Raw genomic sequence first — 14,440 nt, 5'->3', positions numbered from 1 at the left:
GCTTATATGAGTCAAGGTTTAGGTGGCATTCTCGAAAAGTGGCGGGAGTCGTGGAAGGCGTGGAGAACGGCCTTCTTCGTGATCCTCGCGGTGCTGGTGGGGTTGAACTTCTTCATCCATCCGCATCATCCCCACTTCGGTCTCGACAAGTATCCCGGATTCTTCGCCGGATTCGGTCTGGTGGTCGGGCTGGGCATGGTCATCATCATGAAAAGGATCATCCAGCCGTTCATCGCCCGCAAGGAGGACTTCTATGGAGACTAGTTTTCTCCACCCGTCCGCGGGTTTTCTGCTGCTGGCGTTCGTCACGCTCTTCATTCCGAAGGAGCTGTGGAAACAGAAAGTGGTCCGCTATGTGGCCCTGATTCCGCCGGTGCTGGCCCTGTATTCGGTCATGATGGTGGAGCCGGGCACCTACGGGTTTTTGACCTATCTTGATCAGGGATTGGTGTTGGGGCGCGTGGACAAGCTGTCCGTGATTTTCGGACAGGTCTTCGCCATCATCGCCATTGCAGGCACGATCTATTCCCTGCATGTGGAGGAAAAGGGCCATTACGTGGCCGGCTCCCTGTATGTTGCGGGCGGTTTCGGTTGTGTATTCGCGGGCGATCTGGTCACGGTGTTCCTGTTCTGGGAACTCATGAGCATCGGTTCCACCTTTCTGGTCTGGCAGGCCCGGACAAAGGAATCCGTGGGAGCCGGTTTCCGGTATTTCATGTACCATACCGTGGGCGGCCTGCTTCTGCTCGGCGGCCTGCTGCTCAAGTACAAGGCCACGGGCAGCTTCGTGTTCGACTGGGTCGATCCCGCAGCCGCTCAATACTATGACTGGCTGATTCTTCTCGGCTTCTGCGTGAATGCGGCCGTGGTGCCCCTGCATGCATGGCTGCCGGACGCCTATCCCCGTGCATCCATTGCGGGCGCGGTGTTCATGTGCGCCTTCACCACCAAGACCGCCGTGTACGTGCTTTGCCGCGGATTCCACGGCTGGAGCGTGCTGGCGTTCGCCGGTACGGCCATGGCAGTGTATGGTGTGCTGTACGCGTGCATCGAGAACAATGCGCGGCGAATCCTGTCCTACCACATCGTGTCCCAGGTCGGATACATGGTGGCAGGCATCGGCATCGGCACGGCAATGACCATGAATGGCGCCGTGGCTCACGCCTATGCCCACATCCTGTACAAGGGCCTCCTGTTCATGGGAGCCGGCGCCATCCTGTATGCCACGGGCACGGCCAAGCTCGACAAACTCGGCGGTCTTGTCCACAAGCTGCCGTGGGTCATGGTCTGGTACATGGTCGCGGCTCTGTCCATCTCCGGCATGCCGCTCTTCAACGGCTTCATCTCCAAGACCATGACGATTGCCGGGGCTGCCGAGGCGCATCAGGTGCTGTTGGCTCTGGGCATGGAGATTGCGGCGGTCGGTACGTTCATTTCGGTGGGCATCAAGCTGCCGTACTTCGCCTTCTGGGGAAGAAAGAAGGAATACGAGGGTGAAGTAAAGCCCATTCCCGTGAACATGTATGTGGCCATGGCCTTTACCGGTTCGCTCTGCATCATTCAGGGCGTGTATCCGGACATCCTGTATCGCTACCTGCCGTTTGCGGTGGAACACCAGTACGTGCCCTGGACCGTGTGGAACGTGCTTCAGGCGCTGCTGCTCCTGGGATTCTCCGGGCTGGCGTTCTACCTGACCCGCAAGATCATCACCCCGCACGCCTCCCTGAACCTCGACTTCGACTGGTTCTACAGGCTGATTGGCAGGGTAACCATGCGCGTGTTCTGCTGGCCGGTTTCCAAGGTCGACGACGTGTGGACCGAGGTCTATCGGACCGTGGGACTCAGATCGCTCATAGGACTGGGCAATGCCACTTCGGTCTTTGACAAGAAGGGCATTGACACCGTTGTTGACGGCAGCGCGTACACGGTTCGCAACATCGGACGCCTCGGTGCCCGTGTGCAGACCGCGCGGTTGCAGGATTATCTGGCACTGGCGGCCGTTCTCGGCCTGGGCATATTCGCCCTGGTTTGGTACTTCGGCTAGGCCGGCAAACAGAGGAGAGGTTGCTTTGGACTTCGGATACCCGGTTCTGACCTTACTGATCTTCTTCCCGCTCGTGGCGGCGTGCGGCCTGTTCTTCATCAGGGCGCCACAGGTGGTGCGGACATATACCATGGCCGCGTCCCTGATCGAGCTGCTGCTGGCCATTCCCACATTGGGATTTCAATTCAACGCGGACTTCCAGTTCGTCGAACGCATTCCCTGGGTCGCCAAATGGGGACTGGAATACTATCTGGCCGTGGACGGCATCAGCATTCTGATGGTCTGGCTCAGTCTGGTGGTCCTGCCCCTTTGCGTGATGTGCTCATGGACGTACATCGGCAAGCGGGTCAAGGAATTCCACTTCTGCCTGCTGTTCATGACCGCTGCGTGCGTGGGCGTTTTCTGCGCCATGGACTTCGTGCTGTTCTACGTGTTCTGGGAAGCCATGCTCATCCCCATGTATCTGCTCATAGCGGTATGGGGCGGCGACGACAGGAAGTACGCTTCCATCAAGTTCTTCCTGTACACTCTGGCCGGTTCCACCCTGCTGCTGGCGGCCATCGTGGCCTTCCGCATCTCGGGCGGCACTTTTGCCATTCCGGAACTCATGACCCAGACCTTCGGCTTCCGTTTCCAGTTCTGGGCATTTCTGGCCATGGCGCTGGCCTTTGCCATCAAGGTGCCCATGTTCCCGTTCCACACATGGCTTCCGGCTGCGCACGTTCAGGCCCCTGCGGCCGGGTCCGTGATTCTGGCGGCCGTGCTGCTGAAGATGGGAACCTACGGCTTCCTGCGCTTCTGCCTGCCGCTGACTCCGGCGGCCAGCGAATACTTCGCCCCCATGATGATCGCGATCTCCATCGCCTCCATCCTGTACGGCGGAGCCATCGCCCTCGGGCAGAGCGACATCAAGAAACTGATCGCCTATTCCTCGGTGGCCCACATGGGCTTCGTGACGCTGGGCATCTTCCTGTTCAACATGCGCGGCGTGCAGGGGGCCCTGTTCCAGATGCTGAACCACGGCATCATCACGGGGGCGCTCTTCATGATGATCGGCTGCGTGTATGAGCGGAGCCACAGCCGGGAGATCAGCCACAACATGGGCATGGGCAAGTACATGCCCGGATTCATGGCTTTCTGGGGTCTGTATGCACTGGCATCCTTCGGCTTTCCCGGAACAAACGGGTTCGTGGGCGAGATGCTGGTTTTCGTGGGCGCTTTCAAGCATGCCATATGGCTTGGCATGGCCATCGTGCCCGGCGCGCTGCTCGGCGCGGCCTACATGTTCCGCGTGTCCCTGAAAATGGCGTGGGGCGTTCCCGGGACCGCCAAGGGATGGAAGGACCTGAATGCCCGTGAATACATGTATCTGATCGTGCCTGCCGTGTTCGTCCTGTACATCGGGCTGAATCCGGCCATCTTCTTCAAGGTCATCGACCCGTCCGTGCAGAAGCTGCTCAAGGACTTCGACAGCCGACGTCAGATCGTGCAGGTCGAGACCGTGCAACCGTTGGAAACCGCTGCCCGGAATCTCGATTCCGTGCTCGCAGCCAGGCAATAAGGGGGTATGGACGTGAATTTCAATCCCGTTCTGATTGTCCCTGAACTCTACTTTCTGGCCCTGGTTCTGGTCCTGCTCGTGCAGGCGCTCGGTCCCAGGGACTGGCATCCGCACGTGGAGCGCTGGATTCCCTACGGGGCCGGACTCGGGTTCATGGTCACCATGACCGCGTACCATGCCCATGGCTCCATGTTCTGGGACGTGTACAAGCTGGACATGATGTCCCAGTTCTTCAAGATCGTGATCGCGTTCGGCTTTTTCGTGGCCGTGGTCAATGCCACGCGTCAGCCCACTCTGGAAGAGGGCAAGAGGTCGGACTACTTCATGCTTCTCGGTTTCTCGGCCCTCGGGCTGATGATGCTTTCCTCGGCCGTGGAGCTGATTACCGTGTATCTTGCTCTGGAACTGGCTTCCTACAGCCTGTATGCGGTGATTCCTCTGCGTTCCCGCGACAAGGGAGCTGCCGAGGCCGCCATCAAGTACATCCTGTTCGGTGCCGTGGCCACGGCTTTGGCCCTGTACGGCCTGTCCTACATCATGGCTGTGCAGCATACCACCTACATCTCCGAGCTGGTGAGCAAGCCGTGGCACTTTGCCGACGCGCCCATGGCCGTTGTCGGATTGTCCCTGTTTCTGGCGGGCATGTTCTACAAGCTGGCCCTGTTTCCGTTCCACTTCTGGTGTCCGGACGTGTATCAGGGCGCGAGCAATGAAACTGCCGCCTATGTGGCGACCCTGCCCAAGATGGGCGCGGTTGTCGTGCTGGTGCGGCTCGCCGCGTTCCTCAAGCCCGGTCTGGAAATCACTTCGATTCTGGCCGTGCTCGGTGCGGCTTCCATGACCTTCGGCAATCTGTCCGCCTTGGCGCAGACAGACCTCAAGCGCATTCTGGGCTTTTCGTCCGTGGCGCATGCCGGATACATCATGGTCGGTCTGGTGAGCGGATCGGCCGAGGGCCTTGCCGCTGCCGCATTCTACGCCATGTCCTATCTGATCATGAATCTGCTGGTGTTCTGGGTGGTCAGCCGCATTGCCGTGGATGGTCGGAACCTGCGTCTGGCTGATCTCAACGGGCTGCACAAGCGTGCCCCGGCTCTGGCATTTGCCTTGGCAGCCGGAGCCTTTGCCCTTGTGGGACTGCCCCCGACCATCGGGTTCATCGGCAAGTTCTTCCTGATCACCTCGGCATGGGATCACGGATACAACTGGCTGGTCATCACGCTGGTCGTGAACTCGGCGCTGGCCATCTACTACTATCTGAGCATCGTGCGTCACGCATACACCGAGGACGCGACTCAGGAGGCCGGGCCCGAGCCGGACAAGGGACCGTTCAGTATTGCCGGAGCAGGGCTGCTTGCCGGGGCCGTACTGGTGGTTGGCATGATTCCGGCTCCGCTGTTCAACTTTGCGGTCAAGGCCGGGGAAAGCCTGCTGCAATAACTGAGAGCATGAATGGTACAGGAAAGGGGGAACCGAGCGGTTCTCCCTTTTTTTTGTGCTTTCCGGCGGTGTCCCTCGGAAAATCTCTGCACGCCGTACGTCTTCCAAGGGGACGAAGGGCTCCAGATTCCGAATTGGGATTCGCTATTTGTAGTTCGTTATTTTATTTGTTCTTTTTCAAATATGTGCTATGTGGCTGGGGAGGGAAGTCAACAAGCGGGGGTGCGCATGAAACTGGACTGGAAGATGGTTCTCCCTGTGGCGCTAGGTGGTGCTGTTGCCTTGTTTCCCGCGCCGTCCGGCCTTCCTGCCGGAGTCTGGTACTATTTCGCATTGTTTGTTTCCGTGATTGTCGCCCTGATTCTGGAACCTATTCCCGCCGCAGCAGTGGGGTTGATAGGCGTTACCTTGGGGGCGGTATTGCGTTTGGTTCCGGTAAGTCCCGGAGAACCGGTTTCCACCGGGCAGGCCCTGCAATGGGCGTTGTCCGGATTCTCCAACAGTACGGTCTGGCTGATCTTTGCCGCGTTCATGTTTGCCCGTGGGTATGAGAATACCGGGTTGGGGCGTCGTATCGGGCTGGTCCTCATCAAGGCGTTGGGGCGGCGGACGCTGGGCATGGGCTATGCCGTGGCCTTTGCCGACCTTGTTCTTGCTCCTTTCACTCCGTCCAATACCGCGCGCAGCGGCGGCACGATCTATCCCATCATCAGAAACATTCCGGAACTGTACGGATCGACTCCGGACAACGAGCCGCGCAAGATGGGCGGGTATCTCATGTGGACGGCACTGGCTTCGACCTGCGTGACCAGTTCCATGTTTTTTACCGGACTGGCTCCGAATCTGCTGGCTTTGACCATGGTGCAGGATGTGGCCGGAGTGAACGTGACATGGATGGAGTGGTTCAGGGGATTTCTGCCTGTGGGGGCCGTCCTGTTTCTGAGCACGCCGTTCATGGTCTATTGCATCTACCCCCCGACCCAGCGGCATTCACCGGAGGCACCGGCATGGGCCGGAGCGGAGCTGGATGCCCTTGGCTGCGTGACACCCAGGGAATTGCTGATGATGGGGCTGATCCTGTTCGCCCTTGCCATGTGGATGTTCGGGGGAGCGATCATGAGCGGGACCACCGTGGCCATGGTGGTCCTGTGTCTCATGGTACTTACGGGGATATTGTCCTGGGATGATGTCATCGGCAACAGAAAGGCGTGGAACGTGCTGGTCTGGTTCGCCACACTGGTGACCATGGCGGGTGGCCTTGCGCGGACCGGATTTCTGAAGTGGTTCGCGGACAACGTGGCATTCATGCTGTCGGACATGGCGCCCCTGACCATAATCATGCTGCTTGTGACGCTATTTTTCGTGTCCCACTATCTGTTCGCCAGCATCACGGCACATGTGACCGCGCTGTTGCCCGTGTTTCTGGCTGCAGCCGTGGCCATTCCCGATCTGCCCATCAAACCGTTCGCCATGCTGTTGTGCTTTACCCTCGGGATCATGGGCGTGATCACGCCGTTCGCCACCGGGCCGAGCCCCATCTATTACGGAAGCGGGTATGTCAGCCGAAAGGAATTCTGGGTTCTGGGGCTGATTTTCGGAGTCATGTATCTGGCCGTGCTGCTTGTTCTCGGCGTGCCATATGTCCTGCGAATGTTCGGATAGGTTCGGGCCTGCTTGATTCAGCCCATGCGATCCTGTAGTTTGGCGGGTGCATAGGTAACAAAGGAAGGAAGTTATGCACGAGTCAAGTCTTGGTGGAACCCTGCTGGATTACATCACCGGGCAGGAAATAGAGGAAACCACCTTCGAGGAATTTCGGCAGGCTCTGGCCAGATTTCTGGTGGAGGAGAAGGGGTATCCCAAGGAAAACATTCGGGCCAAGGTCAAGCTGCGCTACGAAATGGATGGCGAGGAGTTCGAACGGCCCATTGACTATGTGGTGTACGACGATTCGGACCGGCCGATTCTGCTCGTGATCTTCTGTGCCGGCAGTGTCGGAACGTATGAGCGGGAAACCCTGTTTGCCGCGCGGCTGCTGGACGGCGGCCCCGTGCCGTTTGCCGTGACCACGGACACGAACGAGGCCACGCTTCTGGATGTGGCATCCGGGGATGTCGTGGAACAGGGGATGCGGGCCATTCCCGACTGGGAGAATCTGCTCGGGATGGCTCGGGGCGCATCTTCGGAGCCCCTGACTTCGGATCGCCGGGAAAAGATGCTGCGGATTTTTCATACCTATAGCGGATTCCTGTTCGGCACGTGTTGCAGCGAGTCCTGCACATTGCCGCCTCCGCATCCGTTGCTCAAGAAAAAGGATTGAACCGACTACTCATCCACGAACAGGATGCAGTCCTTGGGGCAGCAGCTCATGGCTTCCCGGACTTCCTCTTCGGTGACGTGGCTTTTTTTGACAACAGGCCTGTCCAGGGTTTCATCCCATTCGAAAATTTCGGGATTCAGTTCCGCGCATGCCTGACAGGCGTGGCATTCCCCAAGGTCCAGGCCTATTTCGCGAAGGTGTTCGTTGGTCTTGTCGTTCATGTACGTAAGATAATGTCCCGGATGCGGAAAGCAATGGTTTTGTCGTGAATTCCGGATCGTGATATGGAGACGTATGCAGAAGGATGCGAACATGGTCGAGGCTGTGCACGATTTTCTCGGGCACAAGGGGTGGCTGCAATTGGAGGGCCCGGAGCAGGTTACGTTTCTGGCTGCGGGCGAATACAATGAAAACTATCTGATCGTTACCGAGGAACTCTATGGAGAGTCGCGCCATGTACTGCGCATCAATCACGGCAGCCAGCTGGGTCTTGATGATCAGATCGCCTACGAATTCGCCGTGCTTCAGGCTCTTGTCCGGTCCGGCGTGACGCCCAGACCGTATTTCTGCGACCCCGAGCCGGATGACGAGCGTCTTGGGAACGGCGTGCTGCTCATGGAATACCTTGACGGTCGCCCGCTGGATTATGCTCGGGATACGGACGTTGCTGCAGGAATTCTTGCGGCGGTGCATGCTCAGCCCGTGGACGCGCGGCTTTTGACCCAGAGGAATCCTGTCCGGGATATTGTTCGGGAAAGCGAAGGATTGATTTCCCGCTACCCGGATCATCCCATGCAGCGGGAGCAGAAACGGTTGCTTGACTATCGGGACAGTATTCTCTCCCTGGCCGAGGAGACGGATTCCCTGTTTGCGGACGAGCCGCTGGTCATGGTGAATACGGAAGTGAATTCCCACAACTTCATCATTGCGGAGAATGGACGGGGATGGCTCGTGGATTGGGAAAAGGCCGTGATATCGTCCCGGTATCAGGATTTGGGCCATTTTCTGGTGGAGACCACGACCCGCTGGAAAAGGGATCATGCCTATTCCCGGGAGGAAAAGCGGGCTTTTGTCGCCGAATATCTGGAACGCGGAAAACTGGACATTTCGCTGGACGAGGCCGTGTTCAAGACTTCGGTGCTGGAGCGGACCATTCTGCTTCGGGCCCTGTCCTGGTGTTTCATGGCCTGGCACGAGTATTCCCATGGTGGGCGTGCCTTGGAAAACCTGGATACCTTTGACAGGATCAGGACGTATCTGGACGAAATGGAATGTTTTTTCACGCACTCGGATTGAACAAGGCCTATTCGGGCAAGCCTGTGTTGCGGGACGTGAGCTTTTCCGTGGAAAAGGGCGGTATAGTTTCGATTCTCGGGCCGTCCGGCGTGGGCAAGACCACGTTGCTCAAGATTCTGGCCGGATTGGAAAAGCCGGACTCGGGGGAGGTGCGCTTCAGCGAGCCTCTTTCCCGGGAGCGGCCTGCGATTCTGGTGTTTCAGGATTATGTGCTGTTTCCCAATCTGACGGTTTTCGAAAACGTGGCGTTCGGACTGCGTTCCCGGCGTGTGACGAAGGAGGAGGTTCGGGCAAGGGTCATGGAGCTGCTCGTTTTTTTCGGCATGGATGGGCATGACCGGAAATATCCGAATCAGCTTTCCGCGGGCCAGCAGCAGCGTGTGGCTCTGGCCCGGGCAATGGTGGTCAACCCGGCCCTGCTGCTGCTCGATGAGCCGTTTGCCAATCTGGATCGGAATCTCAAGCTGGAAACCGCGGAATTCATTCGGGACACGCAGAAAGCATTCGGCGTGACCACCGTGGCCGTGACGCATGATCAGGAAGAGGCGTTCGCCATGTCCGATATCATCGGTTTGATTTTGAATGGCAAATTGGTACAGTACGCCCCCGCCGGGGAGGTGTATGGTTCGCCAGCGAGTCTGGAGGCGGCCCGGTTTCTTGGTCCGCTGAATACGCTTTTGCCCGGCACGGCTCGACAGTTGGGGCTGTCCGGGGAGCACGAATGCTTTCGTCCGGAAGCTCTTGAACTTGTGCCGGACAACAACGGTCCGGCCCGGGTCGAGCATGTAATTTTCGCCGGACACTATACGCGGTACAGGGTCGCGGTGGGGGGGCAGACCCTGACAGTGTACGGCGCGGCCAACGGCATCCGGCCAGGGGACCGGGTGCGTGTACGTGTGGCGGAATCCTTTGTCCCCCAGAGGGTGAAATCATGAAGCGCTTGGCATTGCTGATCATGCTGGTGGGATGTCTGGGGGCCTGTTCCGTGTCCGAGGTTCAGGACCGGGATTGGCTCAGGGAGGACTGGAAGACTGTCGAAGACGGAGCGCGGGAAACCACGGTCCGTTTTTACATGTGGGGTGGTTCCGCCCCCATCAACAAGTGGGTGGATACCTACGTGGCGGATCAGGTCAAGAAGCGGTACGGCGTTTCCCTGATTCGCGTTCCCATGGATGCGGGCGTGTTCGTGAACAAGCTGCTCGCGGAGAAACGAGGTGGCCGCAAGACCGGAACCATTGATCTGCTTTGGGTCAATGGCGAGAATTTCAAGGCGTTGCGTGAGGCGGATGCCCTGTACGGCCCCTATGCGGAAAAGTGCCCGAATTTTCTGAAATACGTGAACAAGAAACTCGCGTCCACGGATTTCGGGTACCCCGTGGATGGCTACGAGACCCCGTACGGCTGGGCCCAGTTCGTGTTCGAGTACGATGGTGCGCGTACGAAGTCCGTGCCGGACGGTTTTGCCGAACTTCGGGAGTGGGTGCGGGACAATCCCGGGAAATTCACCTATCCCCAACCCCCGGATTTCACGGGGTCCGCATTCATCCGGCAGGCGTTCTATGCCGTGACTGGCGGGCCAGAGCAGTATCTCGGCGGATGGGACAGGGAACTGTTCGAGAGACAGGCTCCCAGGCTCTGGCAGTATCTGAACGATCTCAAGCCGTATTTGTGGCAGCACGGCAGAAGTCATCCCAAGAGCATTGCGGAACAGGATACCCTGTTTGCGCGCGGTGAGGTGGACATCAACATGTCCTATCATCCGCTGCACGCGCAGGGTAAGGTGCAGGAGGGCGTCTACCCGAAGAGCGTCCGCACTTTCGTCATGCGCGAAGGTTCGATTTTCAATCTGCATTTCACGGCCATTCCCGCCAACGCGCCCAACAAGGCCGGAGCCATGGTCGTGGCGAATTTCCTGATGTCGCCCGAGGCGCAGCTTTCCAAGTACGTGCCTGCCAAATGGGGGGATTATCCGGCCATTGACCTTGGTGCGTTGCCGCAGGAGAGCCGCGATCGTTTTGCCTCCGTGGATTTGGGAAGCTCGACGCTGGGCAGGGAGGCGCTGTCCGCCGTGGCCGTGCCCGAGATTCCCGTGGAATATCTTGAAGCCCTTGAAAAGGGGTGGGAGGAGCATGTTCGCTGAACGCGCGTCCTGGTGGGTGACGCTGTTCAAGCTGTCGCCGCTGCTCGTGCCGTTTTGCGTGCTGTTTCTGGGCGGGCTTGTACTGGCCGTGGCCCAATCATTGGGATTCTGGCTGCCCGTGCCGGTTTCGGGCGGTCTGTTCGACGGATATGGCGTGCTGCTGAATCCGCATGTGCTGGCTTCGGCCCGTTTCTCCCTGTGGGTGGCGCTGGCCTCGGCAGTGATTTCCGTAAGTGCCGGGGCTGTTCTGGCCTATGCCGTGTGGCGTCTGCCACATGGTTTGGAGCGGGCCTCGGTCGTGTACAAGGTGCCGCTCATTCTGCCGCACATTGCGGTGGCATTCATCGTGCTTGTCTTCTGGAGCCAGTCCGGGGTGGTCGCATCCTTTGCGTTTCACCTCGGGCTGGTTGACGGTGTGTCCGATTTTCCGTCCGTGCTTTACGGACCGGAGGGGGGCGGCATGATACTGGCCTATGTCTTCAAGGAAATTCCCTTTGTGGTCATCCTGGCTCATGCCGTGCTCAAGCGGCTTGATCCCCGGCTCGTGGAGACTGCGCACATGCTCGGAGCCGGGCGGGCGCGCGTCTTTCTTCAGGTGGTGCTTCCGCACATGCGTCCTGCGTTGAACACTTCGTTCATCATTCTGTTCCTGTTTTCCTTCGGTGCGTTCGACATTCCGTTTCTGCTCGCCAGAAGCTCGCCGGGAATGCTGCCCGTGGAGGTGTACAACCTGTATTTCCGGCGCGACCTGTCGCATCGGCCCGAAGCCATGGCCCTGCTGGTCTGCATGTTCCTGTTCGCCTTGGGTTTCGTGTCCCTGTACACGCGCATTGCCTCAAGGCTGGAACAGGGGGACCGCAAACTGTGAGAGCGTATTTCACCTTTGTCTTCATTGCGGTCTGCTCCCTGTTGCCGTTGCTGGTTCTGATTGTGTATGCGGTGGCTCCGGGCTGGACCTTTCCGGAACTGGTGCCGTCGGAGCTGGATTGGCGTGCCCTGCAATATGCCGCTTCCCAGTGGCAGCCCATTCTGCGTCATTTGAGCGTATCGGTTCTGTATTCTCTGGCCGTGGTGGCGCTGAGTCTGGTGCTGTGCCTTTTTCCTGCCCATCATTTTGCATACAGGCGTTTCCGGGGCAAATCGATGCTGGAAGGCGTGTTCCTGGCTCCGGCGCTGGTGCCGTCAATGACGTTTTCCATGGGGGCACAGTATCTGTTCATCCGTGTCGGGCTGACGGACACTCTCTTCGGGGTTGTTCTGGTGCTGACCGCATTCAGTTATCCCTACATGCTTCGAGCGCTGACCGCCGGGTATCAGGCGGTGGGCGAGGAGTATGAACTCTGCGCCCGGAATCTCGGGGCCGGGTTCTGGATGCGTCTGCTGCGGATTGAGCTGCCGTTGCTCATGCCGTCCGTGATCGCAGGCGGTTCCGTGGTGTTTCTGGTGGCGTTTTCCGAATATTTCCTCGTGTTTCTCATCGGGGGAGGCGCAGTGGATTCCTACACCGGGTATCTGTTTCCATATCTCGCGTCTTCGGACCGAAGCATGGGATCACTGCTGTGTCTCGTGTTTCTGGCCGTGCCCGTACTGCTTTTTCTGCTGGTGGAATACGGGGTTTCCCGGATGTATCGCGAGCGGGGCATGTATTGAGGTTTCCGCTTTGATACGGCTGCGTTGCGCGTCCGGCGGAATTGCCGTATTGTTCGCGTATGGCTGACACCAGAAACATTTACCTTGTGGGGCCGAGGGCCTCGGGCAAAACCTCCGTGGGCCGGGAACTGGCTCGCCGCCTGGGGCGGCGGTTCATGGATACGGACCATGAACTGGTTGCCATGGTCGGAGCTGAAATTGCCGAGTACGTGACCCGTTGCGGCTGGAATTCGTTTCGTGATCGCGAGGCCGAGGTGCTGGAGCATGTTGCTGCCATGAGCAATCAGGTGGTCGGTTGCGGCGGAGGTCTGGTGCTGCGACCGGAGAATCGTCAATTGCTGTCCGGCGGAATCGTACTGTATCTGGCGGTTGGTCCGGATGAACTGGCCCGACGGCTGTCCAGAAATCCCAACGAGGCCCAGCGTCCCTCCCTGACCGGAAAGTCTCTGGCCGATGAGGTCGCCGAGGTGCTTGTCGAGCGGGATTCCCTGTATCGCGAATGCGCCCATGCCGTGCTCGGGCAGGCATCGTTGCGGGCGACTGTCAACGCCGCTCTGGAATTTCTGGAGCATCGGGCATGATTGCCTTTCCCTTCCGCCCGGTGTTACTGACACGTTCATGCGTACCAAACTCCTGAGTCCGTACTGGCTTCCGGTCTGGTTCTTTGCCGGAGCCATTCTCGGCGGGGCCGCTCTGTTGCACATGGATTTCAGCCATCCGGGCGAACCCCTGTCGTGGATGGACTGTCTGTTTACCGCAACTTCGGCCATGTGCGTGACCGGGCTCATCGTGGTGGATACGGGCAGTTTCTTTTCCGGGGCCGGGCAGGCCGTGATCCTGGTGCTCATTCAGCTCGGCGGACTGGGAATCATGACCTTCACCTCGCTGATCCTGCATCTGCTCGGACAACGCGTGCCGCTCAGCGACCGGATCGCCGTGGGGCAGAGCCTGCTTCACGATCCCTCCTTCAGTCTGGGGCGCTTTCTGGTGCGTGTGGTGCTCGGCACTCTGACATTGGAAGGCATTGGGGCAGTCTGTCTCTGGCTGCTCGACCCGGAAGGCTTTGAACCGTATGTCGCCATATTCCATTCCATTTCCGCATTCTGCAATGCGGGCTTTTCCCTGTATGCGGACAGCCTGATGTCGTGGAAAGGCGATCCGGGCGTGAATGTCGTGATCATGGCCCTGATCATCATGGGCGGATTGGGATTCTACGTGCTCGGCGAATGCGGGACTCTGATCAAGGGCGTTGCCCTGCACGGGAGGAAGATGCTTCGCGGCAGGGCACACCTGCTTTCCTGGCACACGGATGTGGTGCTCAAGACCTCGCTGTTCCTGATCATCGCCGGAACAGCGGCCATCTATTTTGCGGAATTCATGGGCGGTGCCGGGGCCGGGCCGGGCGGCATGCTCGCTGCACTGTTCCAGTCCGTGACCTGCCGCACGGCCGGATTCAACACCGTGGATATCAGCCACATGACCAACGTGTCCCTCGTGTTCATGCTCATGCTCATGCTCATCGGCGGCTCGCCCGGTTCCTGCGCCGGTGGCATCAAGACCACCACGTTTCGTGCCATCTGGGGATTCATCATGGCTCAGGTGCGCGGGCGATCGCAGGTCGTTGTCGGGCGGCATGCCCTTGACCGTCCGAGCCAGAGCCGTGCATTGACCCTCATGGTCTTTGCCATGTTTCTGGTCACGGCCGCCACTCTGGTGCTCAACATCACCGAAGGCGGCGAAATTCCCCATGATCTGGCGCGTGGTGTATTTCTGGAAATACTTTTCGAGGTCATTTCCGCTTTTGGCACGGTGGGGCTTTCCACCGGCCTGACCCCGCATTTGACGGCTGTGGGCAAAGCGGTGATCATCCTTCTCATGTTCGTGGGCAGGCTCGGTCCCATCTGGCTGCTGTCCGCATTGCACAGTTGGCAGGACGAGCCGCGTTTTCGCCTGCCCGAGGACGAGCTGCCCCTCGGGTAGCCTGACGGA

Annotated in this window: 14 protein-coding genes; 13 read left to right on the top strand and 1 reads right to left on the bottom strand. The window is 59.1% G+C overall.

What is annotated here, in order from left to right; all coding sequences use genetic code 11:
• Window positions 1-6: 6 nt before the first annotated feature.
• The 6 genes from MPN23_RS06120 to MPN23_RS06095 all read left to right on the top strand — a co-directional run bounded on the left by MPN23_RS06120 (window position 7) and on the right by MPN23_RS06095 (window position 7,365).
• A complete protein-coding gene (locus MPN23_RS06120) occupies window positions 7-264 on the top strand; it encodes a hypothetical protein (RefSeq protein ID WP_243546818.1) in 258 nt (85 codons plus the stop codon).
• Window positions 254-2,044: a Na(+)/H(+) antiporter subunit D gene (locus MPN23_RS06115; RefSeq protein WP_243546817.1), complete on the top strand. Its 1,791-nt coding sequence runs from the start codon at window positions 254-256 to the stop codon at window positions 2,042-2,044. The genes MPN23_RS06120 and MPN23_RS06115 overlap by 11 nt, the downstream gene beginning before the upstream one ends.
• A gap of 25 nt (window positions 2,045-2,069) precedes the next feature.
• Window positions 2,070-3,605, top strand: a complete 1,536-nt coding sequence (locus MPN23_RS06110; RefSeq protein WP_243546816.1) for a complex I subunit 4 family protein — start codon at window positions 2,070-2,072, stop codon at window positions 3,603-3,605.
• Window positions 3,606-3,617: 12 nt separating this feature from the next.
• The gene (locus MPN23_RS06105; RefSeq protein WP_243546815.1) at window positions 3,618-5,045 is read left to right on the top strand and encodes an NADH-quinone oxidoreductase subunit N; all 1,428 of its coding nucleotides are present in this window, start codon (window positions 3,618-3,620) and stop codon (window positions 5,043-5,045) included.
• 228 nt (window positions 5,046-5,273) lie between these two features.
• The gene (locus tag MPN23_RS06100; protein WP_243546814.1) at window positions 5,274-6,707 is read left to right on the top strand and encodes an anion permease; all 1,434 of its coding nucleotides are present in this window, start codon (window positions 5,274-5,276) and stop codon (window positions 6,705-6,707) included.
• Between the two features lie 73 nt (window positions 6,708-6,780).
• A complete protein-coding gene (locus tag MPN23_RS06095) occupies window positions 6,781-7,365 on the top strand; it encodes a type I restriction enzyme HsdR N-terminal domain-containing protein (protein WP_243546813.1) in 585 nt (194 codons plus the stop codon).
• Window positions 7,366-7,370: 5 nt separating this feature from the next.
• Here the strand turns inward: MPN23_RS06095 and MPN23_RS06090 are convergent, their stop codons facing one another.
• Entirely contained in the window at window positions 7,371-7,586 is a 216-nt protein-coding gene (locus MPN23_RS06090; protein ID WP_243546812.1) for a ferredoxin, read from the bottom strand.
• Window positions 7,587-7,659: 73 nt separating this feature from the next.
• Here MPN23_RS06090 and MPN23_RS06085 point away from each other — a divergent pair, with 73 nt between their 5' ends.
• From MPN23_RS06085 to MPN23_RS06055, 7 genes are read left to right on the top strand one after another with little or no spacing between them, the layout of a single operon-like run.
• Window positions 7,660-8,661, top strand: coding sequence for a phosphotransferase family protein (locus MPN23_RS06085; RefSeq protein ID WP_243546811.1), 1,002 nt, complete (start codon window positions 7,660-7,662; stop codon window positions 8,659-8,661).
• On the top strand, window positions 8,637-9,596 hold the full coding sequence (locus MPN23_RS06080) for an ABC transporter ATP-binding protein (protein WP_243546810.1): 960 nt from the start codon (window positions 8,637-8,639) through the stop codon (window positions 9,594-9,596). Before MPN23_RS06085 ends, MPN23_RS06080 begins: the two co-directional genes overlap by 25 nt.
• On the top strand, window positions 9,593-10,801 hold the full coding sequence (locus MPN23_RS06075; protein ID WP_243546809.1) for an ABC transporter substrate-binding protein: 1,209 nt from the start codon (window positions 9,593-9,595) through the stop codon (window positions 10,799-10,801). Before MPN23_RS06080 ends, MPN23_RS06075 begins: the two co-directional genes overlap by 4 nt.
• The gene (locus tag MPN23_RS06070; protein ID WP_243546808.1) at window positions 10,791-11,669 is read left to right on the top strand and encodes an ABC transporter permease; all 879 of its coding nucleotides are present in this window, start codon (window positions 10,791-10,793) and stop codon (window positions 11,667-11,669) included. Before MPN23_RS06075 ends, MPN23_RS06070 begins: the two co-directional genes overlap by 11 nt.
• Window positions 11,666-12,451: an ABC transporter permease gene (locus MPN23_RS06065; protein ID WP_243546807.1), complete on the top strand. Its 786-nt coding sequence runs from the start codon at window positions 11,666-11,668 to the stop codon at window positions 12,449-12,451. Before MPN23_RS06070 ends, MPN23_RS06065 begins: the two co-directional genes overlap by 4 nt.
• 59 nt (window positions 12,452-12,510) lie before the next feature.
• Window positions 12,511-13,032 carry a shikimate kinase AroL gene (gene aroL / locus MPN23_RS06060; protein WP_243546806.1) on the top strand — a complete coding sequence of 174 codons (522 nt, stop codon included), beginning with the start codon at window positions 12,511-12,513 and terminating at the stop codon, window positions 13,030-13,032.
• A 37-nt stretch (window positions 13,033-13,069) separates the two neighbouring features.
• Entirely contained in the window at window positions 13,070-14,431 is a 1,362-nt protein-coding gene (locus MPN23_RS06055; RefSeq protein WP_243546805.1) for a TrkH family potassium uptake protein, read from the top strand.
• Window positions 14,432-14,440: the final 9 nt, after the last annotated feature.

Source organism: Pseudodesulfovibrio tunisiensis, from assembly GCF_022809775.1.
Taxonomy (GTDB): Bacteria; Desulfobacterota; Desulfovibrionia; order Desulfovibrionales; family Desulfovibrionaceae; genus Pseudodesulfovibrio; species Pseudodesulfovibrio tunisiensis.
This window is presented reverse-complemented; position numbering and strand designations above follow the sequence as displayed.